Raw genomic sequence first — 26,098 nt, 5'->3', positions numbered from 1 at the left:
CCGAAGCATCTCATTGGTGAAATGGTACATTGATACATTGTTAAATTAATCTGACTATGGCAAATTTAGATATGTGGGAAGTGTTTATTCAAACTAAACCGGGATTATCTCATAAACACGTTGGAATTGTACAGGCACCAACAGCAGAAATGGCTTTGCAGAATGCAAGAGACGTTTATACAAGAAGAAAAGAAGGAACTTCTGTTTGGGTAGTTCCAAGTAAATACATTGTGACTTCGGAAGGGGTGGATAAGGAAGCTTTCTTCGATCCGGCTGATGATAAACTATACCGTCACCCAACTTTCTACGAAATTCCAAACGATGTAAAAAATATGTAGAAAACTGTATTAATGTAAAAAGTATTAAAGTAAAATGATACATTTTTCGAAAATTTATTTTACAAATCATTAATACATTTTACATTGAGTCATTTTACAAAAAGAAAAACAATGAACCCATTATATAATTATTTATTAAAACTAGCAGACGACAGTTTCATTATGGGACAGCGTTTGTCTGCATGGTGCGGTGAAGGTCCTTATTTGGAGGAAGATATTGCATTGACAAACATTGCATTGGATGAGCTTGGACAGGCTAATAACTTTTATGTTTATGCTTCAAGAGTAATAGACAATGGTAAAAATGAAGATGATATCGCATTTTTAAGATATGAGCATGAATATCTAAATGCACACTGGACGGAACTTCCAAACGAAGATTATGCTCAGACTATTCTGAAAGTATATGTTTTTGCGGTGTATCAGAAACTGATCTATGAGGCATTGTCAAACTCTGCAGACGAAGAACTTTCGGCTATTGCTCAGAAATCATTGAAAGAAGTAAGATATCACTATACTCATGCTGCATCATGGATGAAAATCTTCGCCCAAGGAACAGAAGAAAGTAAATCACGTGTTATAAAAGCAATTGAAGATATCTGGGAATATACAAAAGGGCTTTTTGCTAAAACAGAAGGTGAAGATGATCTTATTGCTTTGAACGTTGTTCCAAATGCAGATGCTCTTTACGAAGAATTCCTTGCCATTACCAAGAAAGATTTTGCAGATTTCGGTTTAGAATATCCTGAAAATCCTTTCATGCAGCCGAAGTCAAGAACGGGATATCATACAGAGTATTTCGGATTTATTCTTTGTGAACTTCAGTATATGCAGAGAGCGTATCCTGGATGTACCTGGTAATAGGTTATGAAGAAAATGCTTCTGCGGATATTGGCTTTTTTTCTTACAGCATATGTGATATTATGTGTCGGGATCTATTTCTATCAGGAGAAAATCATTTTTTATCCTGAAAAGTTACCGGAAAACTACAACTTTAAATTTGACGGTGATTTTGAAGAAATAACTATCAGAACGCAGGATGATAAGCATTTGAACGCTGTACTATTTAAAGCTCAAAACCCAAAAGGAGTCATCTTTTATCTTCATGGAAACGGAGGATCAATAAAAGGCTGGGGAGATGTAGCTCAGTTATATCACAGTATGAATTATGATACATTTATACTTGATTACCGGGGTTACGGAAAAAGTGAAGATAAAATTAACAGTAAAGATCAGCTTTTTTCGGATGTTGAAAGTGCTTACAAAGAGTTTTTGAAAAGATATCCGGAGAACAAAATTATTATTTTGGGATATTCTGTAGGAACAGGACTTGCTGCAAAATTAGCATCTATGCATAATGCAAGATTATTGATTTTGCAGGCACCTTATTACAGTATGGAAGATGAAATGGGTCAGAAATTCTCATTTCTTCCGAAGTTTTTACTGAAATATAATTTTGAAACTGGTGAATATTTAAAAAATGTTAAGTCGCCAGTAGTTATTTTTCATGGGGATAAAGATGAGGTTATTAACTATAAAGCGTCTTTAAAACTTAAGAATAACTTTAAAAAAGGTGATAGCCTGATTGTATTAAAAAATCAGGCTCACAACGGAATAACAGATAATTTGGATTATCAGAACGGAATGAAAGTAATTCTTGACTCTGATAAAAAATAAAATATGAATCAGCTTTTAGATTTATTAAAAACAATTCCCGATCCGGAAATTCCGGTGATTGATATTGTGGAATTAGGAATCGTAAGAGACGCACAGGTCACAGGTGAAAATACATGTGAAGTGATCATTACGCCAACTTATTCTGCCTGTCCTGCTATGTTTACCATTGAAGAGGATATTATCAAAATGATGAAAGAAAACGGATGGGATGCGAAAGTAGTAACCAAGATGTTTCCAATCTGGACAACAGACTGGCTGACTGATGAAGCAAGAGAAAAACTTCGTGTTTACGGGATCACACCTCCTGAAAAAGGAGCAGATGAACACCATATCGGAAAACCGAAAAAATGTCCGCGTTGCGGTTCTGAACATACCAAACAGATCAGCAGATTTGGATCTACTTTGTGTAAGGCATCTTATCAATGTTTAGACTGTTTGGAGCCATTTGATTATTTTAAATGTCATTGATGAGTTATTCATCAATCCACAACAAACTTTACGGCTATGCAAAGCATAACGAAGGAATTGTTAGATTGTTAAATTATTAGACTGTTACATTAATTTATATTGTTAAATTAGTGCGTTGTTAAATAATAAATTAATAAAAACTATGTATACACAACTTGATATTGAAACGCATTTTGACGGGAAGCTTAAAATCGCATATCTTAATCAGCCGGAAACAATGAACGCCCTTACCAAGCCGGCTTTATCAGATCTTAGAGATTTTGTTAAAGAATGCAGCGAAGACGAAACGGTAAGATGTGTTGCCATTTCCGGAAGAGGAAGAGCGTTCTGCTCAGGTCAGAATCTGGATGAAGCTTTTGTGGTAGGTAAAGAACACCATGATCATGACATCATCAGAAAAATTGTGGTAGACTATTATAACCCTTTAGTGTTAGAAGTTACCCGTTGCAAAAAACCGGTTATTGCTTTAGTAAACGGTCCTGCAGTAGGAGCTGGAGCGATGTTGGCTTTAATTTCTGACTTCGTTTTAGCGAATGAGAAAGCATATTTTGCTCAGGCATTTTCAAATATCGGTTTAATTCCTGATACAGGAGGAACTTACTTTTTACCGAAGCTTTTAGGCAGACAATTGGCCAATTATTTAGCATTTACAGGTAAAAAATTATCTGCAGAAGAGTCTAAAGCTCATGGCCTTGTGGCAGAAGTTTTTACTGAAGAAGAGTTCGTGCCAAAATCTATGGAAATTCTTGAAAGAATGGCAAACATGCCGACAGCAGCTCTTAAGCTTACAAAAAAAGCTTTTGCCAGTTCTTATACCAACACATTGAAAGAACAGCTTGAGCTGGAAGGAGATCTTCAGCAAGAAGCTGCAGGCACAGAAGACTTCTTTGAAGGAGTAAATGCCTTTTTACAGAAAAGAAAACCTAATTATAAAGGAAAATAAATTCGTATTAATGTATTCATGTAAAATGTATTAATGATTTTTAAAACGATTTACATGAATACATTTTACATTAATACATTGTACAAATAAAGAATGAATATTGGAATTATCGGTGCCGGAACCATGGGAATCGGCATTGCACAAGTAGCCGCAACGAACGGATGCAAAGTATGGGTATATGACGCCAACGCAAAACAAGTAGAATCGGCAACGGTAGGTTTAGAAAAAACCTTGACCAAGTTGGTTGATAAACAAAAAATTTCGGCAGAAAAAATGACTGAAATTTTAGCTAATATTTCCATTGCTACGGAATTGAAGGATTTCAAAGATTGTGAACTCATCATTGAAGCCATCATAGAAAATAAAGAGATCAAAACCAAAGTGTTTACAGAACTTGAAAATTACGTTTCAGAAAGCTGTATTCTTAGTTCCAATACTTCATCTATCTCTATCACCTCTCTGGGTGCAGAACTAAAGAAACCGGAGCGTTTCATCGGAATTCACTTTTTTAATCCGGCTCCATTGATGCCTTTAGTAGAAGTTATTCCATCCTTATTAACAGAAAAAACATTAGCAGAAAAAATATACAACCTCATGAAAGAATGGGGAAAGACTCCTGTTATTGCCAAAGATATTCCCGGGTTCATTGTTAACAGAATTGCCAGACCTTATTATGGAGAAGGCTTAAGAATTGTTGAAGAAAACATCGCAACACCGGAACAGGTGGATGATGCCATGAAAACCCTGGGTAACTTCAAAATGGGACCTTTTGAATTGATGGATCTTATTGGAGTTGATGTGAATTTTGCGGTAACAACCACCGTTTACAAAGATTATTTCTACGATCCGAAATACAAGCCGTCTCTATTACAGCAAAGAATGTCTGAAGCAAAACTTCATGGCAGAAAAACAGGAAAAGGTTTCTACGATTACAGAGAAGGAACAGAAAAACCTGTTGCCCAGAAAGATGATGCTTTATACCAGCAGATCTTTTTAAGAATCATTTCCATGCTGATCAACGAAGCTGTTGAGGCTAAAAGATTAGGGGTTGCTAATGACGAAGATCTTGAACTGGCAATGCAGAAAGGTGTAAACTATCCGAAAGGATTATTAAGCTGGGGGAAAGAAATCGGGTATGCAAAAATCTCCGAGACCCTTCAGAGCCTTTATGAAGAGTATCAGGAAGAAAGGTACAGACAAAGTCCTTTGCTAAGGAAACTATAAAAATCAGCAGCATTTTATGATGAGTAGGTCAAGGAGGAAAACACCTATAACAGGAGTTACAACTGCAGAGACAGAAAAGGAAAATAAAAGAGATGCCAATCGAAAATTAAGAAGACTGAATAAAATCAAAATTCACAAAAGAGATTATGATTTGTTTCAGCTAAGAGAGATATCAAATGTTTGGGCTTTTGATAAAGATGGTAAACATTATGTAAAGAATCCCGGCAAAAGATTTTTAATGAAGTAAAAGAAAAAGATATAGATTTTTCATGAATATAGATGAATTCAGAGCAGAGCTGGAGACCAGGCTTTTAATTGAGAAACAGTATTTAACTCAGGAAGCTTCCTCTGTTGATGAGCAGGAAAGGCTTGAGCTATTAGGCAAGTTTAATGAGAAATATAAAGAACTGATCAAAAGATTAGCCAATGAAAGCGGAATTGATCTAAACGAATCCTATCCCTCTGAAAATTCATCAGACTCAGAAAGTCTTTCATACGAGCAGGTCATTTTGGGTAAAACAATGAATGTTTATGACAGGTTATCTGATGAGCTGTATGAAGAAATAACAAACATATAATTAACAGAAATGAATCCAAGACAAGTAGCAGATTATATGTTCAATCAGGATTATTTTTCCCAGTGGATGAATATCAAAATGATTGAAGTAAAAGAAAATTACTGTTTAATAGAAATGCCGATCAAGAAAGATATGATAAACGGCCTTAAAACAGTTCATGGCGGAGTTACTTTTGCATTTGCAGACTCTGCACTGGCATTTTCTTCCAACAATACCGGAGATGCCGCTGTAGCATTGAACTGTATCATCAATTTTACCAAAGCAGGAAAAGAAGGCGATGTTTTCAGGGCAGAAAGTGTGTTGGTAAATGATACAAGAAAAACAGCTGTTTATGACATTCAGATTACCAATCAAAATCAGGAGCTGATAGCAAAATTTGTAGGAACAGTCTACAAAATCGGGAAAAAAGTAATCGATTTATAAAAAACTAAAACCAGAAACCAGATTAAACAAAATGAGAAAAATATTTCTATTGCTTTTCGGGATTTCAACTCTTCTGATCAACGCTCAGGAGAAAGTGAACGAAGCTTTGAAAAAGGAACTTGATGATATCATGAAGATGGATCAGGGATACAGAATGCTTTTCGATCCCGAAATAACTCCGGAAAAAAGAGAGCAGCTCTTGACAACCCTGAATATTGACAAAGAAGAGTTCAAAAAGAAAGGCTGGCAGATGGTTGCAGGACACGATAGTCTGAACGTGCAGAAAATAGAAAATATTATTGCTCAATATGGCTATCCCGGAAAAACACTTGTAGGAGAACCTACAAATCAGGCCGCTTGGTACGTAATCCAGCATTCAACCAAAATTGGAAAATATCTGCCACTCATTAAAGAAGCTGGAAAAAAGAAAGAGATTCCCTTCGCCTGGGTTGCTATGATGGAAGACCGATACCTGATGAATGAAAACAAAGAACAGATCTACGGAACACAGGGAAAAGGAGAAATGACAAAAGATAAAGACGGAAAACAAATCTTTGTCAATTTTGTATGGCCTGTAAAAGATCTTAAAAATGTAAATAAAAGAAGAAAAGAAGCAGGGTTTGATTACACCTTTGAAGAAAGCGTCCAAAGAATGTATGGAAAGGATTTCAAATACGAGCCCTATACCTTAAAACAGGTTTTAGAACTAAGAAATAAAAACAAATAAATCTGGAATTGTTACACGGTTACATTACTGGATTATTACATTAAAATATTTATGAACAACGTATACATCATAGACTATGTCAGAACTCCCATCTCAAAACTGCAGGGAGGATTATCAGAAGTAAGAGCCGATGATCTGGCTGCTATTGTTATTAAAGAAGTAGTAGCAAGAAACCCTGAAGTTCCTGTTGAAGAAATTGAAGATGTTATTTTCGGATGTGCCAATCAGGCGGGAGAAGATAACAGAAACGTTGCAAGAATGGGACTTTTACTGGCAGGTCTTCCTTACAAAATTGGAGGTGAGACTGTTAACAGGCTATGTGCTTCAGGGATGTCCGCTGTAGCGAATGCATTCCGTTCTATTGCAGCAGGAGAAGGAGAAATTTATATTGCAGGAGGAGTAGAGCATATGACACGTTCTCCTTATGTGATGTCAAAACCAAGTGCTGCTTTCGGAAGAGACAGCCAGATGTTTGATACTACTTTCGGATGGCGTTTTATCAACCCTAAAATGAAAGAATTGTATGGGGTTGACGGAATGGGAGAAACTGCAGAAAACTTAGCAGATATCCATCAGATCAACAGAGAAGATCAGGATAAATTTGCCCTTTGGTCTCAGCAGAAAGCTACGAAAGCTCAGGAAAGCGGTAGGCTGGCAGAAGAAATTGTAAAAGTTGAAATTCCTCAGAGAAAAGGTGATCCAATCGTTTTTGAAAAAGATGAATTCATTAAACCTACTTCATCTATAGAAGGTTTGGCAAAACTTCGTCCTGCTTTCAGAAAAGAAGGAACAGTAACAGCCGGAAATGCCTCAGGAATGAATGATGGTGCTGCTGCTTTGATTTTAGCAAGCGAAGAAGCCGTTAAAAAATATGGTCTAAAACCAAAAGCGAAAATTCTGGGATCTTCCGTAGCTGGTGTTGAACCAAGAATCATGGGAATCGGACCAGTAGAAGCAGCTCAAAAGCTATTGAAAAGATTAAACCTATCTCTTGAAGATATGGACATCATTGAATTAAATGAAGCATTTGCTGCACAGGCACTGGCTGTAACAAGAAGTTTAGGGCTGAAAGATGATGATTCAAGAATAAACCCGAACGGAGGTGCTATTGCAATCGGTCACCCACTGGGGGTTTCCGGAGCTAGAATTGTAGGTTCTGCAGCAATGGAACTTCAGAAGCAGGATAAAAAATATGCATTGTGTACCCTTTGTATCGGTGTAGGACAGGGATATGCAATGGTCATCGAAAAAGTATAATTAATTTGAAAGGATAAAGATATTAGAGTCAGAAAAATGTCTGACATCTGACATCTGCTATCTGAAATCTAAAAATATGAACATCTACTCATACCACGGGATTCGTCCCATTATCAAACCTTCTGCTTACATTCATCCGCAGGCAGTCATTATCGGGAACGTAGAAATAGGGGAAGAAGTATATATTGGTCCCAATGCGGTAATCCGTGGTGATTGGGGTAAAATTATCATTAAAGACGGAGCCAATGTACAGGAAAACTGTACCCTTCATGTCTTCCCGAATATAGAAACCATACTGGAAGAATCTGCACACATAGGACATGGAGCTATTATTCATTCAGGACATATTGGGAAAAACTGTTTAATCGGAATGAATTCCGTTGTAATGGACAAAGCCTATATCGGAGATGAAAGTATTGTCGGAGCATTAGCTTTTGTACCGGCTAATTTCAGATGTGAACCAAGAAAACTGGTTGTAGGAAGCCCTGCGAAAGTGATTCGTGATGTTTCCGATGAAATGATTCACTGGAAAACAGAAGGAACAAAATTATATCAGGAACTGGCAAGAGAAGGAAAAGAAGCTATTCTGCCTTGTGAACCTTTTACAGAATATGTTCAGCAGATCCCAACCAAAATTGTGGATTACAGCATCTGGGATGATATAAAATAAAAGTATAACTTATTTTGAATAATTGCAGATAATCAAACCCAACGGGTTTTTAAAACCCGTTGGGTTTAAATTAAATACCAGATTTAAAAAGAATGATTAATACAGAAAATTTTGAATTTGAAGGTACATATCACATTTTTTCTCATGTAAATGGGACTGAAATTATTTTTCGTGAACCATCAAATTATCAATTTTTTCTAGAAAAAGTAAAAAAATATATTCTTCCGGTCGCTGATATTTATGCTCATTGTCTATTACCTAATCATTTTCATTTGTTATTAAGATTTAAGAATTTTGATGATGTGAATAGTGAAAATGAGCATCAGTTTTTAATGAAGCATTTTTGGTAATTTATTGAATGCTTATGCTAAAGCTTACAACAAAAAATATAATAGAAAAGGAGCTCTTTTTCTGAATGCGGTAAAACGAAAGAAAATATCAGATGAGAAATATTTATTGAAAGTTCTCCATTATATCCATAATAATCCGGTTAATCATGGATTTGTAAATAAAATTGATCAATGGAAGAATTCTTCGTACAATTCATATTTAAATCCTGAAAAAGAAAGTAAATTGAATAGAAAGGAAATCATGCAGTATTTTGATTCGGTAGAAGTTTTTAGAAATTATCATCAGTCTACTATTGAATATGATTTTTTAAATTTTGAATAATTGCTAATAATCAAACCTAACGGGTTTTTAAAACCCGTTAGGTTTAACAAAAAATAAATATGATTAAAAAAATTGCACTTGTATGCAGCATGATGTTGGCGATGAATAGTGTGGTATCAGCGCAAACTGTTACTACAAAGCCGCTTACAATAGGAGAAGTGAGGACGATTAAGTCCAAAACATTGAATGAGGACAGAACGTTGAATATTTATCTTCCACAGGGATATGATAAAACAAAATCATACCCGGTGATCTATTTGCTGGATGGAAGTATGAATGAAGATTTTATTCACGTTACAGGATTAGTACAATTCTTTAATCAGATGTATTCCATGCCGGAAACCATTGTGGTAGGAGTTGCTAATGTAGACAGAAAAAGGGATTTTACTTTTCATACAGATTTAAAAGACTTGCAGAAAGATTATCCTACAACAGGGCACTCTGATAAGTTTATAGCATTCCTTGAAAAAGAATTAAAACCTTATGTGGAAAGCCAGTTTAAAACAACAGACAAATACCTTTTCGGTCAGTCTTTGGGAGGGCTTTTGGCAACAGAAATCTTATTGAAGAAACCGGAAATGTTCAATAACTATTTTATCATCAGTCCAAGCTTATGGTGGGATGATGAAAGTCTTTTAAAACAGGCTCCACAGCTGCTTTCAAAATCTCCGGATACAAAAAAGTTTGTCTATGTTTCTGTAGGAAAAGGAGAACATCCGGTGATGATAAAAGATGCTGAAGCTTTCTACGATGTTTTGAAAAAAGCAGGAAAGAAAAACTGGACATTAGAATATAAAATGATGGAAACAGACAACCATGCAACCATTCTTCACAGAAGTTTGTATGAAGGGCTAGTGAAAATGTTTCCTTACCAGGAACCGAAATAAATCAGTTCTCATTGGTAAATATTCTGAAGAAATATTGGATTGTAGTATTGATTTTTATAATCATGATAAATGCTTTAGGGTTTTATCTGTTAAAAGAGTCAATAGGAATTTCAGATGCTTTGGAACATGTGGAATCAGATGAGGTAATTGCTAATCTAAAGCAAAAAGACAATTTCTATACTTTGTTTGTTGAAATTGTTATCATTTTAGACTGCTGGCTGGCACTTTTTATTCCTTATCTGATTATTAGAAACTTTATTAAAAAGAATAATCTAAGCAAAAAGTAAAAAACTATATGGAAAAGTTAAAAAACTATATCTACGGACAATGGGTAGAAGGTACCGGAAACGGAGTTCCTTTGTACAATGCCGTTACAGGAGAACAGGTAGCTGTTTCCGATACAGAAGGGCTTAATTTTGAACAGGCTCTTGACTACGGAAGAACCGTAGGATATAAAAACCTTTCTTCAATGACTTTCTACGACCGTGGAGAGATGTTGAAAAAAGTAGCACTTTACTTGTTGGAAAGAAAGAAAAAATATTACGACTTATCATACAAAACAGGAGCTACCCACGTTGATTCTTGGGTGGATATTGAAGGAGGTTTCGGAACGTTCTTTACCTATTCCGGATTGGCAAAAAGAATGCTTCCCAATACTTCATTTTGGGTAGATGGAGACACTCAAAAGATTTCTGCTAACGGGACTTTCTTAGGAACCCATATTTTAACCCCTAGTGAAGGTGTTTCTGTACAGATTAATGCTTATAATTTTCCGGTATGGGGAATGTTGGAAAAACTATCTACTTCCTTATTGGCGGGTGTTCCTTCTATTGTGAAACCATCACCTTTCGGATCTTACCTTACCAATGCTGTATTTCAGGATATGATTGAAAGCGGAGTATTGCCAGAAGGAGCTGTTCAGTTAGTGTGCGGAGAGCCTGGAAACATTTTAGATTATGTACAGGATGGAGACTCTGTATTGTTTACAGGATCAGCCCATACAGGAAGAAAATTAAAATCACTCCCTTCTATTGCAGGAAATGCAGTTCGTTTCAATATGGAAGCAGATTCATTGAACTGTTCTATCCTTGGACTGGAGGCAAAACCGGGAACGCCTGAATTTGATTTATTCATCAAAGAGGTTCGTAACGAAATGACCACGAAAGCAGGACAGAAATGTACGGCGATCAGAAGAATTATCGTTCCTGAACACTTAATCGGTGATGTTCAGAATGCTTTGTCTAAAGCTTTAGATCAAACGAAAATCGGAAACCCATTAAGCAGAGAAACCAAAATGGGATCTTTGGTGGGAAGACAGCAGTATGAAGAAGTTCTGAGAAAAGTAAATCTATTAAAATCAGAAACAGAACTTGTCTATGACGGAAAACACGAACTGATAGATGCCAACTATGAAAATGGAGCATTTATGAGTCCGAAACTATTCCTGAACGACAAGCCTTTCGAAAAAAATATTTCTCACGATGTAGAAGCTTTCGGTCCCGTATCTACATTAATGCCATATAAAGATGCAGAAGAAGCAGCTGCACTGGCAAAAAGAGGAAAAGGAAGTTTGGTAGGTTCTATCATTTCTCATGACGAGAACTTTATTGCCGAAACTTCATGGAAAATGGCTTCCCAGCACGGAAGAATCTTTGTACTGAACAGAGATAACGCGAAAGAAAGCACAGGTCACGGTTCTCCACTTCCTACATTGATGCACGGAGGTCCTGGTAGAGCAGGCGGCGGAGAAGAAATGGGCGGTCTGAGCGGTCTTCATTTCTTCCTGCAGAAAACAGCTATTCAGGGATCACCGGATGTACTGAAAGCAATCACAAAAATCTATCAGCAGGGAGCAGAGAAAAAGTTTTCAGACAAACATCCTTTCCAGAAATATTTTGAAGAAGTTGAAGTGGGAGATTCTTTAGAAACAGCAGGAAGAACAGTTACTGATGCAGATATCGTCAATTTCTCCAATGTTTCATGGGATCATTTCTATGCCCATACTGATGCAACAAGTTTAACAGGAACAATCTTCGATAAAACTGTAGCTCACGGATATTTTATCCTTTCAGCAGCAGCAGGATTATTTGTTTCGGGTAAAAAAGGACCTGTTATTGCCAATTACGGACTGGAAGAATGCAGCTTCTTCAAGCCTGTATATGCTGGAGATACCATTACTGTTTATTTAACGGCAAAAGAAAAAATCAACAGAGGAGTAAAAGGAAGAAACATTCCTTCCGGTGTTGTAAAATGGCTGGTTGAAGTAGTGAATCAAAGAGATGAGGTGGTTTGTGTAGCAACAATATTAACATTGGTAGCAAAACAGTCCCCTTTCATCGATCTGAATGTGAAAAATGTTCAGAAAATATTGAATGGATTAACGGAAAGTACTCCTGCACTTTGGGGAAAAATGTCTCCACAGCAGATGATAGAACATCTTGAGCAGGCTGTATTGGTAAGTTTTGGAGAGCCAGAAGCAAAAAAATGCTTTACTCCGGAAGAAAATCTTGAAAAATGGCAGGATTCTCTTTACAATCACAGAGCAATGCCGAAAGAATTTACCGCTCCGTTTCTTCCGCAGGATGGTTCGCTTCCTGAACTTACCCACAAGAATCTGGAAGCTGCAAAACTATCATTCATGGATAATGTGAAGAAATTTGTGATCTATTACAAAGAAAATCCACAGGCAGAACATATGAATTATGTATTCGGAAAACTGAATAAAGAAATGTGGGAACTGATGCACAAAAAGCATTTTACCCACCACTTCCAGCAGTTTGGATTGATTTAATTCAGTAAAATATAAGTTCAAAATCCCTTTCAGTAATTGGAAGGGATTTTTTAATGGATGATTATTCTTGACAAGGATCAGAAAAAATGATTAACTTTAATAGGCGAAATCCGAAAAGCATATAGAGTAGGAGAGAATATCAAAACTGACCACTATGAAAAACTTAAAAAAACTTTCAAGACATGAGTTGAGATCTTTTAAAGGAGCCGGACCAAACTGGTCTTGTGCCCTTAATCCTTGTCCTCCCGGAACCTGTTGTCTTCCTGGAAGATGGCCTGATATTGCCAGAGCATGTTATATATGTGCCGATTCTTAGCTCTTTTAATTAATTTTTTAACTTAAAACAATACATAAAGCCGCAATTCTCTGTGATTTGTGGCTTTTTTTAATAATCTTTTGTTAAAAATACAGCTCTGTTTGATGCCTTTGGATTTATTCATTATTTTCAAACTTAAAATTAATTCAAAAAATATAATACTATGAACGAAAGCTGGATACAAAAATGGGAAGAAGTAAAAAATATTCTGGTTTCTCCTACAGATCTGGAAACCTATTTTACTTTAGATGAAATTCTGGGACAGAAAATGGAGACGATGGAAATTGGAAATGTTTCCCTTCCTTCTGGAAAAGTAGTGGTAAGAGATCCGTTGGTTTCTTTAAATGCAAATCAGTCACCTTATTTTATTCAGGCTCCGAAAGGAGATTTTCCTGTGACCATAGCCGTGGTAAAATCTGAAGACTGGGGAGACAGATATGCTGTTGTAAAAGTTGAATTTACCAAAGAAAAGCCTGTTGTTTACAGAGAAGCTTTAGTGGGAATTGAAGAATTGGAGGACGTAACAGAAGAAGATTTTTTTGGTTTTGGAGTGGATGCAGGTCTAGGTTGTATTACTGATAAAGAAGTTCTTCCTTATGTAGATAAATTTGTAGATGGAATAGATGTCGACAATGTTTATGATGATTATTTCGCCGGGCTTTTCTCACAAAGCTATAAAGATCATCCCACCAATCAGAGGGAAGCAGGTGACTGGATCAATTGGACAATTCCGGGTACCAATCATCAGATTCCAATGTTTGCAAGTGGTTTTGGTGATGGTACTTACCCTGTGTACTTTGCTTATGATGCTAACGAAGAAATCTGTGGTTTATACATTCAATTCATTGATGTTGAATTGGCTTTAAGTGACGAAGATGAAGACGAAGACAATGAAGATGATCAGCCTGATAATTTTGTTTTTCTTAAAAATTAAATATGAATACAACTTTTGCAGATCAAGTCATTGAGTTTAATAAAAATCTTAGCTATACAGGAACTCTTCCTGAAGGATTTGAAGTCCTGAACCCTTATTTGGATAATCCCGAAACATTGATGGTCATGCAGAAGTTTTATCATAAATACTATGATGATTCGGCTCAGAGAAAATTTATGATTGGAATCAATCCAAGCCGTCATGGTGCAGGTGTCACAGGCGTTCCGTTTACCGATACAAAAAGACTCGAAAGTATCTGTGGTATAAAAATGGAATCTGCCCGTACTCATGAAGTTTCTTCCGTTTTTATGTATGATATGATTGAGGAATATGGTGGTACAGATCTCTTCTATAAAGATGTTTATATCAATTCTCCGTTTCCGCTGGCTATCGTAAGAAAAACAAAAAGCGGATGGCTTAATGCCAATTATTATGATGATAAAGAGCTGTTCGAGGCTGTGAAGAGTTTTATGATTGAATCTCTGAAGAAACATATCAGTCTCAATCTGGATACCTCGGAGGTTTTTGTACTGGGTAAAAAAAATGCTGACTTTATTTCAAAATTAAACAAAGAAGCAAAATTGTTTGATACCATAACTGTTCTGGAACATCCCAGATACATTCAGCAGTATAAATCAAAAGAAAAGCAGCTGTATATAGACAAGTATATTCTGGCATTGAAAAAACAAATCCCTTAATAAAACAATTAAGGGATTTGTCATTTATGAATTAGAATCTTTATGGGATATGGAACTTATGTGAAATTTCCTGAAATTAGTTTTTAATAACTTTTGTTGATTCTGTTGCTGTTTTGAGTATATAAACTCCTTTGGGAAGATCTGAAATATTGATTTCATTATTTCCTCGCTGGGTTTGTACCGTTTTCAGCATTTTACCGTCTACACTATAGATTTTGGCTTCACCGGCTTTCTCTGTTGCAATGGAAAGAGGTCCGTTGGTTGGGTTAGGATAAACTGTCAGGTCTTTTTTTATGCTTTTAGTTTCCGAAGTACTCAATACCAGATTACTGTCTTTTACCCATGTGAAGGCGTCCAGGCCTACATATCTGAATGCTCCACTGACCGTTAGTTGCAGTTCATCAATAATGATATTGGAGTAATTTTGGCCGTTTAAGTTGGTAAGATCAATCAAAGTATATCCGTTTGTACTTCCTAAACTTGTTGCGAACCCTGTAGATTTTGTTTGGGTAAATTTTGTTACTCCGCTTAGTTTTCCGGTTACGGTAAGTGTTCCCGCTACATTGAGGTCAAGATTCAATGCAGAAAGATACATCCAGAATCTGTTTACTTTAAACAGATTAGAAGTGGTTTTAATGCTGAATGACGGCGGAAATTGAGTGTCATTGGAATTGTCAATGTATCTGTTGTCATTCGCTGTTCCACTCCAGCCTGTTCCCGGGTAATTTCCTTGAATATCAAAGACACTTACATGCGAAATGATATTGAAAATGACTCCATTGTCTGTGAAGCTTGTACTTCCGTGCGATTCCGTTTCAAATTGTTCTGTACTGGTCTGCCCGAATGAAAAAATTGAAATGAGCAGACTACAAATTGTAAAAAGAGTAGTGCTTTTCATGATTTTTTGTTTTAAATATTAGGTTATTATGAATGTTAATCTCTTGGAGGATAAATACCTTCAACACAGATGATATAATTTAAGCCAAGATAAGGAGGCATGTTATTTACGGGTAAATTTTGTCCTACAAAAGAGATGCTTTGCGCGTTGATAGCAGTGTCAGGATTAGAGTCATTGACAAAGCTTGATACCACATTGAAATCTCTACCTACCTGTGTTCCTGAGATAGCAATAGATGATAATGCCGTAGGTGTTGATGAATTGGCGTTCTTATTAGCAACTTTCAGTTGAAACCCACCCGCGATGCTTGGAAGGTTTGAGGTTAAAAGAGTATTCTGTGTAGTACCAGATACCACTCCCAAAGGATAAAACTGGTTGGCATTTACATTTCCTGCTCCTAAAGCCATACGGCCTTTTAAGTTTGGCAGAGCGAAAGTAGAGATACCATCTCCGCCGTAAGTTGTGCCTAAAATAGAGAATAAGGCAGAATTTCTTGAAATGCTTATTAAGCTTCCGTCACAAAACATCCAGCCTCTAGGTGCAAAATTTCCTGCAAATAATTTTACAATTCCAATGTATTCATCCATGATAATGATTTTTAGTTTTAGATTTCTTACTCTGTTATTGGCTTTTCAGATTCCGCCATTGATTATTATTTCTTACTCCAAAGGAACGATTAATAAAAAATGAGTGCTAGAGTAGAAAATACCAAATTACTTACTCCGTATTTCTACGTAACAAATCTTTATAAAAGGTAGGTTAATAATGGAAATTATCTCTTTTAAGTTTCTCTGAAAGAGCTGTATTTCGTATTTTTGTAAGAATCCAATAAAAATAAAAATGAGCGAATTTGTAGCATCAGAAATTAAAAATAATATTGCTGAGATCAGTTTCGGAACACCCAAAAGTAACTCTCTTCCGGGGGCAATTTTAGAAAAACTGGCAGAAACCATTCTTGAAGAAGGTGCGAAAGATGAGGTGAAAGCTATCTTAGTTAAAAGTGCAGGTGAAAAAGCATTCTGCGCTGGAGCAAGTTTTGATGAGCTTTTAGCCATTGAAGAGCTGGAAGCTTCCACACGATTTTTTGGTGGTTTTGCAAAAGTTTTAAATGCTATGAGAAACTGTGGCAAAATTGTAGTAGTAAGAGTTCAGGGGAAAACAACCGGTGGAGGAGTTGGAATTGCATGCGGAGCAGACTATTGTTTTGCAACAAAAGATTCAGCTTTAGCACTTACTGAGGTTAATCTTGGAATAGGGCCTTTTGTAATAGGACCTTATGTAGAAAGAAAAATCGGAAAGTCTCAATTTTCAGCGATGGCTATTGATGCAGACTTCAGATCTGCTGAGTGGGCTGAGCAGCATAATATTTACCATTCCGTGTCAGCTTCTATTCAGGAGATGGATGAAAAACTGGAAACATTTTTACAGACTTTGGCATCAAGAAGCAGCGATGCTTTAGCATTAATTAAAAAAGTTTCATGGGAGGGTACAGATCATTTCAATGAACTAATGCCTGCAAGAATTCATATGAGTGCAAGTCTTATCCTGGAAGATTCTGCTAAGAAAAACATTGAGTCTATTAAAGAAAGGTTGAGAGCAAAATAATTTTCCTCTTAATTATTAAAAAATAGTTGGATTTTAATCCACATGCCATCCGGAGAAACATTTTGTTTCTCCGGATTTTTTTATGCCTTCTATTATTTAAATATAATCCTGTTGAAGATATTTATTACTGTTGATTTGTAATTGATTTGTTTTTATGTTTTTGCGTTTAATTGTATTTATTTGTCAAATTAATTATTGTTTTGGTTTTATATTGTTATTAATTTAACTGTTTTTGGCTTATTTGTTACTTTTTAAAAATCTAATTTAACCAAATTTTAACATATTTTTTTAACAAATAACAAAGTATTAATTAAAAATTTAAATCAATTGAATTTAATTAATTTAAATACTGTTTTCTTTATGTTTTTAATAATATTTATTACATATATTTGCCTTCATACTGTTAAAATATGTTAAATATGAAAATGAAATTAATATTGAGTACTGCTGTGCTGTTCTTTGTAGGAGGGCATCTGGTGGAAGCTCAAAAAACAAAACGGGATACAATACCCCAGGATACTAAGATTGATGAAATCGTTGTAGTGGCCTATGGTAGCCAAAAAAGAGAAACCATGGTAGGTTCCAATACCGAAGTAAAGGCCAAACAATTTGCAGACAGACCTATCACGAGTATCGGACAGGCTTTAGATGGAGCCAGTGCAGGGGTTAAAGTAAGTACCGGTACAGGACAGCCGGGAAGTTCACCAAGTATTCAGATCCGTGGGATAGGTTCTTATGGTATTACAACAAATCCTTTATACGTAGTAGATGGAACCATATATACCGGTTCTCTTGCTGCGATCAACCCCAATGATATTGCGTCATACAATATCCTGAAAGATGCTGCTTCCACTTCCTTGTATGGTTCTGCAGCAGCCAATGGTGTTGTTTTGATCACTACAAAATCCGGTAGAAAAGGAAAAGATGCATTCAACTTTAGCATGAGTACCGGAGCGGTAGGAAGATCAATTCCTGAATATGACAGAGTAAATGTTCATCAGTATTATCCTCTTATCTGGGAGTCAATAAGAAATGGCAGAATGACCTCAGTACCTGGTACAACTATAGCTGATGCCAATGCTTATGCTACAGCACAGTTGATTTCGGGAGTTTTGAAAACCAATGTTTTTAATGTTCCCGATAATCAGTTAGTTGTAAATGGTGTTTTAAATCCAGATGCAAAACTTAAATATACAGATTTAGACTGGCAAAAACCTTTGATGAACACAGGTTTCAGACAGAACTATGAATTGAATTATAGTGGAGGAAGTAATACAACAACATACTTTTCTTCAGTAGGATATACCAATGAAACAGGATACCTTATCAAATCAGATTTTGAAAGATTTACAGCAAGATTAAAAGTAGATTCACAAGTTAAAAGCTGGTTGAAATTAGGAACAAGCATCAGTGGAGTATCTTCTAACGGGAACAATTCCGTAGAAGGTGTGGATAACAATTCTGCTTATATCAACCCATACAGATGGACAAGAACAATGGGGCCTATTTACAGTCCTTATGCTCATGATCCTAACACATTTGCAACGCTTTATGATAGCGCAGGGAATATAATGTATGATGCAGGAAGTGCCAGAGGTGCTGATGCTGCAGCTGGAAGAAACGTAATCCAGGAAACTCTTTTAAATAAAGATCTTTCTAAAAACTATTATATCATTTCCAGAGCATATGCTGAAATCAAAGTAGATCCTTACCTTACTTTATCTACAAACGTAGGATATGATATCAGAAATAACAGAAGAAGTACATACGGTAACAAAATTATCGGGGATGCGGCTCCTGGAGGTTCAGCAGAAAAATACAGCTTTACTGAACAAACATTTACCTGGAACCAGCTCCTGAACTACAAAAGAAAATTTGGAGATCATAATTTTGAATTCCTTCTAGGGCATGAAAACTATAAATTCATGTACGAGTATCTATATGGATATAAAAAGGGCCAGATCGTGGATGATAATGACGAACTGGTTAACTTTGTAACTCCATCAACGCTTACATCACGTACAGACAATTACAGAAAAGAAGGAGTCTTTTCAAGATTAAATTATGATTACAAATCAAAATACCTGCTTTCAGGATCTATCCGTTGGGATGGTTCATCCAGGTTTGCTAAAGATGTAAGATGGGATTCATTCTGGTCTCTTGGTGCAGGATGGAGATTGAAAGGAGAAGAGTTCTTAAGCAATTCTAACCTTATCAGTGAATTGAAACTGAGAGGTTCTTATGGTGAAGTAGGGAATGACAGAACAGACAGTTATTATATGTATAAAAGTACTTATACTTTAGGGTATAATAATGCTCAGGAACCGGGAATTTTATTTGGGTTTTTGGCAGACCCTTCAATCACCTGGGAGGCTAACAAACAAACCGATGTAGGTATTGATTTTGGATTCTTAAATAATAGAATTACTGGGTCTGTAGAATATTATAACAGAGTTACTGAAGATCTGATCTTCCCTGTTCCACTGCCAGTTTCTGCAGGGGTTCCGGATAATACAATCAGCAGAAATGTAGGGACAATGTATAACCGCGGATTTGAGTTCACTGTTAATGCAGACATTATTAAAAATCAAAACTTCACATGGAATATTAACGCCAATGCATCTACGCTTAAAAATCAGATTACAGAACTTTCTAATGGCATCACGGAAATTATCAACGGAACGAAGAAAATCTCTGTAGGGCACTCAGTATATGATTATTGGCTAAGACAGTGGTATGGGGTAGATCCCGCGGATGGCTCACCTTTATTCCTGGTTGCTGATGCTTATGCCAATACAACAGCTGCTGATATCAGAACGGTGAATGGAGAAAAAGTTACCACCAATTTCAATAAAGCAAAATATGACTATTCTGGTACAGCAATTCCTGATTTATTCGGAAGCTTCGGAACAACAATTACGTATAAACAATGGTCATTATCTGCAATGTTTACGTATCAGTTAGGAGGAAAGACATATGACTCCAATTATGCAGCATTGATGTCCAGCTACTCACAAGGAGGAGCTTTAAGTACGGATATTCTGGATAGATGGACTACTCCGGGGCAGATCACGGACGTACCTTCATTGAATTCTTCAACATATACAAGTTCAAATGCGGCTTCATCAAGATGGCTGGTAAGCTCAGATTTTCTTACATTCAGGCAAGCTACCTTAAGCTATAGTTTCAGTCCTGAAACTTTATCTCAGCTTGGAGTATCCGGGTTAAGAATTCTTGTTTCCGGTGAAAATTTATGGAGTAAAACAGCAAGAAAAGGTTTGGAACCGGCTCAGGCATTCAACGGTACAGCGTCAAACAGATATACTCCGGCGAGAGTGGTAACGATAGGATTTAATGTGTCATTTTAAATAATTAAGTAATGAAAAATATCAAAAAACAATATATAAAATGGGCTGTTGTGCTTTCAGTCTTTACAGGAATGGTTTCATGTGAGAGTGATTATCTTGAAGCGGATCCTACTACTGCGGCTTCTGAAGAAGCAGCGTATTCAAGTTCTGCTAACCTTATGGCCATTGTCAATGGAATGCATAGAGATATGTACTACAGACAAAGTGATCAGGGACAGAATGGTCAGGGTGGAATTATGATTATAATGGATGCTTTGGCAGATGACCTTGTTTTTCCATCTACAGGAAATGGCTGGTATGTCTCAGCTGTAAGATGGCAGGATCAGGTAAATGATAATGCGTCCAATGATCTTTATCCTTACCAGTTTTATTATGCATTAATCAGAAATGCAAACTTGGTTATTGCTAATGGTCCTTCAGTTCCTGCACCTACTGCAGCTGATGCAGCTACAATTAAAACAGCCATTGGTGAAGCATATGCTTTCAGAGCTTTCTGTTATTATATGCTGGTTCAGATTTATGGTAAAAGATATGTGCCAGGTGGTAATAATACCCAATTGGGTGTTCCTATCAGATTAGTTGCTAATGAAATTCCTTTGGCAAGAAATACAGTAGAAGAAGTGTATACCCAGATCAATAAAGACCTTGATGAGGCTGCAAGCAGATTGGCAGGGGTTAACAGAGCTACAAAATCACATTTTAATGATAAAGTTATTTTAGGATTAAAGGCTAGAATTGCATTGACGCAAGGGAATTATGCGGCAGCTGTGACTGCAGCTCAAGCGGCTCGTGCAGGATTTCCATTGATGGATAATGCTACTTATAATGCCGGCTTTAATAATTTGGCAGGCAATGGAGAGTGGATGTGGGGAGCTACCATTATCGCAGATCAGGGAGATACGTTTTCAAACTTTGGAGCATATATGTCAAGAAACTTTAACTCTACAAATATTCGTCAGGCTCCAAAAGCGATTAACAGTAAATTATTACTTTCATTCCCAGCTACAGATGTAAGAACTAAGAATTTTGATCCAACAGGAGCGCATACAGCGCTTGCTTTACCTTCAACATATTCTAAATTCCCTTATACAAGTCAGAAATTCCTTGCAGCAAGTCAGGCAGACAGTAGAGTAGATGTTCCTTATATGAGATCTGCAGAAATGTATCTTATTGAAGCAGAAGCTTTGGCCAGATCAGGAAATGAAGCAGGATCAAAAGCAGTTTTTGATGTGTTCGCAAAAAACAGAAATGCTTCTTATACGGGTGCTGTTACAACAGGCGCTGCCTATATCACAGAAATTCTTAACAGCAGAAGATTGGAGTTTTGGGGTGAAGGTTTTAGATTCTTAGATCTGAAGAGACTAAACCAAGGTTTAGACAGAACAGGTGCTAATCATTCTTCTGTAGTGACCAATAACGTGATGACAGTTGCTAATACCGATTTACGTTGGGAATTCCTTATTCCGAGAACTGAGATCAATGCCAATCCATTGATTGTTCAGAATCCTTTATAAAAACAACAAATTTTAATATATCTTGAGAAAACCCTGCTTCTGGCGGGGTTTTCTTTTTTTATATATTTCTACAAGGAAGCAAACGATGAGGTTTCAATCAAAAAATATTTTCAAAATTTAATAGTACTATTTGGAGGATTGAAAATAAATTATAACTTTGTAATTCAAAGTTCTTTTTATGGAGACAAAAAACTATCACGAAGACTTATCCCATATCCGTTCCATGATGGAGCGGTCTTCCAGGTTCATTTCTTTAAGTGGGTTGTCCGGAGTTGTTGCCGGATTAACGGCAATTATTGGGGCTATATATGTGTATTTTGTTTTTCAGAGGGAAGGAATCAGTTATTTTGATGGAGACAGAAACATTCTCGGTCTAGCACTAGTTAAAGAGCTGGTGTTGATTGGAATCATAATTCTGGTTGTTGCTATCCTCAGTGGTTATGTTTTTACCGCCAATAAAAGTAAAAAGAAAGGGGTGAAGATCTGGGATGTTACTACAAAACGGCTTTTGATTACCTTTGCAGTTCCTTTGATAGCAGGAGGAGTTTTTTGCCTGGCACTTCTTTATCATCATCTTTTCGTTTTCATAGCTCCGGCTACTTTGATTTTTTATGGATTAGCTCTGGTGGCCGCAGAACGGTATACATTAACGGATGTGAAATATCTTGGATATTTTGAGATTGTATTAGGACTTATTTCCTTATTCGTTTTAGGTTGGGGATTAGTGTTTTGGGCTATTGGTTTTGGAGTTTTGCATATTGTATATGGATTAATTATGCATAAGAAGTATAAGTAATAATGCAGATTGGTTATGTTTAAAAATTAAAGCATAAAAAAATAACTCTCAAGAATACAATTTCCCGAATAATTAAGATAAAGTAAAATGATCAAAATAAATCAACTCAATAAAGAATTCGAAAGCCGCGTAAGATTGGGCATTATGTCCGTTCTTATGGTTAACGACTGGGTTGATTTTTCAGAAATGAAGGCATTGTTGGAAATTACAGATGGAAATCTTGCCAGTCACAGTAATGCATTGGAGAAAGCAGGTTATATTGAAGTGAAAAAAGAATTTGTGGGTAAAAAACCCAAAACATCTTACCGCGTTACACAGAATGGAAGACAGGCATTTACCGAACATTTGGATGCTCTTGAAAAATTATTGGGACGATAGTCCTATATTTTTTTGAAAATTAACTTTGAAATGCAAAGTACTTTATAATTTAAATCTTAAATAAAATGATCACACAAAAACAAAAAACAATCACAATTTATGCCCTGCCATTGGTTTTGCTGTGCATTCCATTGGTTGGAAATCTAGTGTCTAAAGAAATTAACTGGTCAGGATCCGATTTTCTGATTGCAGGAGCTTTGCTTTTTACAACCGCTTTTCTTATCAATTTGGTCAGAAACAGAGTTAAAAAACAAAGTCAGAAAGTAATGATATGTATTTTCATTTTGCTGGTTCTAGCGTTAATGTGGCTTGAACTTGCGGTAGGAATTTTCGGAAGTCCGTTTGCGGGAAGCTAAAATTTGATTTGTGATTAATCCTAAATAATAATGAAAGATTCAGAAATAATAAATCTAGGCAAGGCAGTATTCGGAGTATTTTTTTCAATCGGAAGTCTTTGTCTTTTAGGAGCTATTATTACAAAAAATGACGGGTTTGCCATAGCAGGGTATCTGCTAATTGTTTTCGGAGTGCCGGTTAATTTATTATGCATACTGGGGTTTTTGACATATGGTGTTATAAATACATCAAAATTCAAAGAATGTATGATTGCCATACTTATTTTGACTGCCAATATTCCCATTGCATATACTTATGCTATTATAGGCTTGGGGTATTTCGATTAATGTCCATAAATATATCAATACTATTATGAAAAAAATACGCGTTCAGTTTCTGCTTTTTGTATACGACAAAACTCAAAAATTATACAGAAAATATTTCAAAAAGAAAAAGAGACAATGGCAGTTCAATGAAAAGCAGCTGCTGGAATTTCAGGAAGATTCTCTAGGCCGAAAACTGGGAGAATTTTACAGGAAACATGGCTTTTCAATGATCCCTAAAATGGAGAATCACGATGTACACCACCTTATTACAGGTTGTGGAACTAACTTCGAAGATGAAATCGCCATGCAGTATCTTCTTTTAGGAAATGGTAAGCTCAATGCACATCTTTTGGCGGCAATCGTTTTAGGAACGATTATTCTGCCTGAATATGTGAGAATTTATATCAAAGCCTATAAAAAGGGGCAGAATATGCGTGCTTTCCATCACTGGGATTTTGAAGAGCTGTTGTGGCAGAAGTATGAACATGTAATGGATTTTATTCAACAGAAAGAAACTATTGTTCTTCATTAAAACGGTTGTCTGATGGGTAAAGTAAAATTCAGTCCGTTAGGAGAAAAAACATTTTTGATCTCCTTTTTATCAGGTACATCTTTAATGCTCTTATTTTGGATTACAAAGGCCGACGTTCTTATAATACTGGGATTTTATTATGTGATTATTGCTGCCGTCACCAATCTGCTTATCACTTTATATGAACTTATGGAATACCTGAGTGATGTTTCAGAAAAGAAAAGTAACGGAAACTCTGTCCTCCTATTGTTGCTTAATATCCCTATTACTTTTCTATATCTCACCCTATTCTTTAATTTTTGCTAATCTCTACACTTGGACCCATTAAATCCTTCAATCCTTTAAATTTTTAAATAATTAACATCATGAAAACACATCATTATATATTTCTTACTGCCATCCTGTTTGTTATTGTCTTTTATGATCAGGATGTCGGGCTGAACCTTGGAATTCTGGGAATCATCTATGCAGTATTAACCCTGCTTAAAACTCCGGAGAAAAATAAAACCAAAACTCTGTATGTTCTTTTGGGAACAAGCATCCTCTCAAGTATTGCATTTGCCTGGTTTGGAGATTTTCCATCATTTATTGCAGTAGTAAGCTCATTACTTTTGTTAGGGTATAAATCAAAGAACAGAAGATTGAAAATTCTATTTTTGATTCCGGTTTTTATTGTGAATTGCTGCACTTCATTCTGCCGTTTTTTCAGTTTTGATGAATGGCTTCCCAAAAAGAATGTTCCGGGATTATGGCAAAAGACATTAGCTTTCATTTTAATTCCGCTGGTACTGGTTTCCGTTTTCTTTGGAATTTATTCTGTTGGAAGCAACCATTTTGCAGCCCTTTTCACAGATTATGAATTGGATATTAATCTATGGCAGGTATTCTGTCTCTCGGTTTTAGGATTTTTTATTGCCTTTAATTACTGGAACTATGCTGTAGAAAAACTCATCTACAAAAACAATCGTTTTTTGGATAATGAGTTTCAAAAAGATTCCCGGATACCGAAGGCTACCTATTCCTTTCTTGATCTCAGTGCCGAAAGAATGAGCGGAGTGATCTCTTTTGTTTTGCTGAATATTTTGCTGATCTTCTTCATTATTACATACAATTATGAACAGTTTTATGAAGCGGTAAAAACACCCGTTCAGCTTTCCGAAGAAACCCATGAAAGAGTGAATGCCGTAATTATGTCTATCATAATGGCTATTCTGGTCATCATGTTTTACTTTAAATCAGGATTCAATTTTGATCCGAAAGCGGGATTGCTGAAAATTTTAGCCAAAATCTGGATTTTCCTCAATGCAATACTTGTCATATCAGCAGCAATTAAAAATTATGAGTATATCGTCAATTATGCATTCACTTATAAAAGATTAGGAGTATTTGCTTTCCTGCTTTTATCATTGGTTGGTCTGGCTTTGACGTTTATTAAAATTCAAAAACAGAAAAGAAACATTTTCCTTGTCAATACCATGGTTTGGTATTTTTATGGAACCATTTTAGTGTGCAGTTATTTCAATTGGGGTGGTTTTATTACTTCCCAGAACATGAAAAGAAAAGATTTTGTGGTTAATTATCATTTAACTTCTATCAACTTCAGTGAAAAAGCACTCTTGAAATATGCAGACGAAAAAAATGATCAGAAACTTAAAAAGACTTTGCAGGCAAAAGTAAAAAAGGAAACCTCCAAAACATTCCTTTCAAAGATTATTTATTTTCAAACCATTCAATAGTAATAG

31 protein-coding genes are annotated in these 26,098 nt (G+C 36.0%); 29 read left to right on the top strand and 2 right to left on the bottom strand.

Annotated elements, in window-relative coordinates:
• Positions 1–56 precede the first annotated feature (56 nt).
• The 19 genes from paaB (at position 57) to OL225_RS21580 (ending at position 14,603) form a co-directional block, all read left to right on the top strand.
• Entirely contained in the window at positions 57–338 is a 282-nt protein-coding gene (paaB, locus tag OL225_RS21670; protein WP_002981782.1) for a 1,2-phenylacetyl-CoA epoxidase subunit PaaB, read from the top strand.
• Between the two features lie 111 nt (positions 339–449).
• On the top strand, positions 450–1,199 hold the full coding sequence (gene paaC / locus OL225_RS21665; RefSeq protein WP_264519567.1) for a 1,2-phenylacetyl-CoA epoxidase subunit PaaC: 750 nt from the start codon (positions 450–452) through the stop codon (positions 1,197–1,199).
• A gap of 6 nt (positions 1,200–1,205) precedes the next feature.
• The gene (locus OL225_RS21660) at positions 1,206–2,015 is read left to right on the top strand and encodes an alpha/beta hydrolase (protein WP_264519566.1); all 810 of its coding nucleotides are present in this window, start codon (positions 1,206–1,208) and stop codon (positions 2,013–2,015) included.
• Positions 2,016–2,018: 3 nt separating this feature from the next.
• The gene (gene paaD / locus OL225_RS21655) at positions 2,019–2,483 is read left to right on the top strand and encodes a 1,2-phenylacetyl-CoA epoxidase subunit PaaD (protein ID WP_047373936.1); all 465 of its coding nucleotides are present in this window, start codon (positions 2,019–2,021) and stop codon (positions 2,481–2,483) included.
• Between the two features lie 142 nt (positions 2,484–2,625).
• The gene (locus OL225_RS21650; RefSeq protein ID WP_047373933.1) at positions 2,626–3,426 is read left to right on the top strand and encodes an enoyl-CoA hydratase/isomerase family protein; all 801 of its coding nucleotides are present in this window, start codon (positions 2,626–2,628) and stop codon (positions 3,424–3,426) included.
• Between the two features lie 93 nt (positions 3,427–3,519).
• On the top strand, positions 3,520–4,650 hold the full coding sequence (locus OL225_RS21645) for a 3-hydroxyacyl-CoA dehydrogenase NAD-binding domain-containing protein (protein ID WP_264519565.1): 1,131 nt from the start codon (positions 3,520–3,522) through the stop codon (positions 4,648–4,650).
• Positions 4,651–4,666: 16 nt separating this feature from the next.
• A complete protein-coding gene (locus OL225_RS21640; RefSeq protein ID WP_264519564.1) occupies positions 4,667–4,897 on the top strand; it encodes a hypothetical protein in 231 nt (76 codons plus the stop codon).
• Positions 4,898–4,919: 22 nt separating this feature from the next.
• Positions 4,920–5,228, top strand: a complete 309-nt coding sequence (locus tag OL225_RS21635; protein WP_264519563.1) for a hypothetical protein — start codon at positions 4,920–4,922, stop codon at positions 5,226–5,228.
• A 9-nt stretch (positions 5,229–5,237) separates the two neighbouring features.
• Positions 5,238–5,651, top strand: coding sequence for a PaaI family thioesterase (locus OL225_RS21630; protein WP_264519562.1), 414 nt, complete (start codon positions 5,238–5,240; stop codon positions 5,649–5,651).
• 31 nt (positions 5,652–5,682) lie between these two features.
• The gene (locus tag OL225_RS21625; RefSeq protein WP_264519561.1) at positions 5,683–6,378 is read left to right on the top strand and encodes a DUF6624 domain-containing protein; all 696 of its coding nucleotides are present in this window, start codon (positions 5,683–5,685) and stop codon (positions 6,376–6,378) included.
• A 51-nt stretch (positions 6,379–6,429) separates the two neighbouring features.
• The gene (gene pcaF, locus OL225_RS21620; protein WP_264519560.1) at positions 6,430–7,635 is read left to right on the top strand and encodes a 3-oxoadipyl-CoA thiolase; all 1,206 of its coding nucleotides are present in this window, start codon (positions 6,430–6,432) and stop codon (positions 7,633–7,635) included.
• A gap of 76 nt (positions 7,636–7,711) precedes the next feature.
• On the top strand, positions 7,712–8,305 hold the full coding sequence (locus OL225_RS21615) for a transferase hexapeptide repeat family protein (RefSeq protein ID WP_047373921.1): 594 nt from the start codon (positions 7,712–7,714) through the stop codon (positions 8,303–8,305).
• 92 nt (positions 8,306–8,397) lie between these two features.
• Positions 8,398–8,655, top strand: a complete 258-nt coding sequence (locus OL225_RS21610; RefSeq protein ID WP_264519559.1) for a hypothetical protein — start codon at positions 8,398–8,400, stop codon at positions 8,653–8,655.
• Between the two features lie 381 nt (positions 8,656–9,036).
• Complete coding sequence (locus tag OL225_RS21605) at positions 9,037–9,864, top strand: alpha/beta hydrolase (RefSeq protein WP_264519558.1); 828 nt, start codon at positions 9,037–9,039, stop codon at positions 9,862–9,864.
• 62 nt (positions 9,865–9,926) lie between these two features.
• Positions 9,927–10,151 (top strand): hypothetical protein, encoded by a 225-nt coding sequence (locus OL225_RS21600; RefSeq protein WP_047373916.1) that lies wholly within the window; start codon positions 9,927–9,929, stop codon positions 10,149–10,151.
• 8 nt (positions 10,152–10,159) lie between these two features.
• A complete protein-coding gene (gene paaZ, locus OL225_RS21595; protein WP_264519557.1) occupies positions 10,160–12,655 on the top strand; it encodes a phenylacetic acid degradation bifunctional protein PaaZ in 2,496 nt (831 codons plus the stop codon).
• Positions 12,656–12,809: 154 nt separating this feature from the next.
• The gene (locus OL225_RS21590) at positions 12,810–12,971 is read left to right on the top strand and encodes a bacteriocin-like protein (protein ID WP_264519556.1); all 162 of its coding nucleotides are present in this window, start codon (positions 12,810–12,812) and stop codon (positions 12,969–12,971) included.
• Between the two features lie 163 nt (positions 12,972–13,134).
• Positions 13,135–13,905, top strand: a complete 771-nt coding sequence (locus OL225_RS21585; protein ID WP_264519555.1) for a DUF4241 domain-containing protein — start codon at positions 13,135–13,137, stop codon at positions 13,903–13,905.
• Positions 13,906–13,907: 2 nt separating this feature from the next.
• On the top strand, positions 13,908–14,603 hold the full coding sequence (locus OL225_RS21580) for an SMUG2 DNA glycosylase family protein (protein WP_047373911.1): 696 nt from the start codon (positions 13,908–13,910) through the stop codon (positions 14,601–14,603).
• 76 nt (positions 14,604–14,679) lie between these two features.
• Here OL225_RS21580 and OL225_RS21575 read toward each other — a convergent pair whose 3' ends face one another.
• On the bottom strand, positions 14,680–15,501 hold the full coding sequence (locus OL225_RS21575; RefSeq protein WP_264519554.1) for a T9SS type A sorting domain-containing protein: 822 nt from the start codon (positions 15,499–15,501) through the stop codon (positions 14,680–14,682).
• Between the two features lie 35 nt (positions 15,502–15,536).
• Positions 15,537–16,088, bottom strand: a complete 552-nt coding sequence (locus OL225_RS21570) for a phage tail protein (protein WP_047373909.1) — start codon at positions 16,086–16,088, stop codon at positions 15,537–15,539.
• Positions 16,089–16,341: 253 nt separating this feature from the next.
• Between OL225_RS21570 and OL225_RS21565 the strand changes: the two genes are divergently transcribed.
• From OL225_RS21565 to OL225_RS21520, 10 genes are all read left to right on the top strand, one after another.
• Positions 16,342–17,106 (top strand): enoyl-CoA hydratase/isomerase family protein, encoded by a 765-nt coding sequence (locus OL225_RS21565; protein ID WP_264519553.1) that lies wholly within the window; start codon positions 16,342–16,344, stop codon positions 17,104–17,106.
• A 419-nt stretch (positions 17,107–17,525) separates the two neighbouring features.
• Positions 17,526–20,474 (top strand): SusC/RagA family TonB-linked outer membrane protein, encoded by a 2,949-nt coding sequence (locus OL225_RS21560; protein ID WP_264519552.1) that lies wholly within the window; start codon positions 17,526–17,528, stop codon positions 20,472–20,474.
• An 11-nt stretch (positions 20,475–20,485) separates the two neighbouring features.
• Positions 20,486–21,988 carry a RagB/SusD family nutrient uptake outer membrane protein gene (locus OL225_RS21555; RefSeq protein ID WP_264519551.1) on the top strand — a complete coding sequence of 501 codons (1,503 nt, stop codon included), beginning with the start codon at positions 20,486–20,488 and terminating at the stop codon, positions 21,986–21,988.
• 178 nt (positions 21,989–22,166) lie between these two features.
• Positions 22,167–22,784 (top strand): hypothetical protein, encoded by a 618-nt coding sequence (locus tag OL225_RS21550; protein WP_264519550.1) that lies wholly within the window; start codon positions 22,167–22,169, stop codon positions 22,782–22,784.
• 87 nt (positions 22,785–22,871) lie between these two features.
• Positions 22,872–23,162: a winged helix-turn-helix domain-containing protein gene (locus OL225_RS21545; protein WP_047373901.1), complete on the top strand. Its 291-nt coding sequence runs from the start codon at positions 22,872–22,874 to the stop codon at positions 23,160–23,162.
• Positions 23,163–23,227: 65 nt separating this feature from the next.
• On the top strand, positions 23,228–23,518 hold the full coding sequence (locus tag OL225_RS21540) for a hypothetical protein (protein WP_264519549.1): 291 nt from the start codon (positions 23,228–23,230) through the stop codon (positions 23,516–23,518).
• Between the two features lie 30 nt (positions 23,519–23,548).
• The gene (locus tag OL225_RS21535; protein ID WP_264519548.1) at positions 23,549–23,845 is read left to right on the top strand and encodes a hypothetical protein; all 297 of its coding nucleotides are present in this window, start codon (positions 23,549–23,551) and stop codon (positions 23,843–23,845) included.
• Positions 23,846–23,870: 25 nt separating this feature from the next.
• Entirely contained in the window at positions 23,871–24,356 is a 486-nt protein-coding gene (locus tag OL225_RS21530; RefSeq protein ID WP_264519547.1) for a ubiquinone biosynthesis protein COQ4, read from the top strand.
• A 12-nt stretch (positions 24,357–24,368) separates the two neighbouring features.
• Positions 24,369–24,662, top strand: coding sequence for a hypothetical protein (locus tag OL225_RS21525; protein ID WP_264519546.1), 294 nt, complete (start codon positions 24,369–24,371; stop codon positions 24,660–24,662).
• Positions 24,663–24,721: 59 nt separating this feature from the next.
• Complete coding sequence (locus OL225_RS21520; protein WP_264519545.1) at positions 24,722–26,092, top strand: DUF4173 domain-containing protein; 1,371 nt, start codon at positions 24,722–24,724, stop codon at positions 26,090–26,092.
• Positions 26,093–26,098: the final 6 nt, after the last annotated feature.

Source organism: Chryseobacterium viscerum (assembly GCF_025949665.1).
GTDB classification, from domain to species: Bacteria; Bacteroidota; Bacteroidia; order Flavobacteriales; family Weeksellaceae; genus Chryseobacterium; species Chryseobacterium viscerum_A.
Note: the sequence above shows the minus strand (reverse complement) of the source record. Positions and strands in the feature narration are given on the sequence as shown.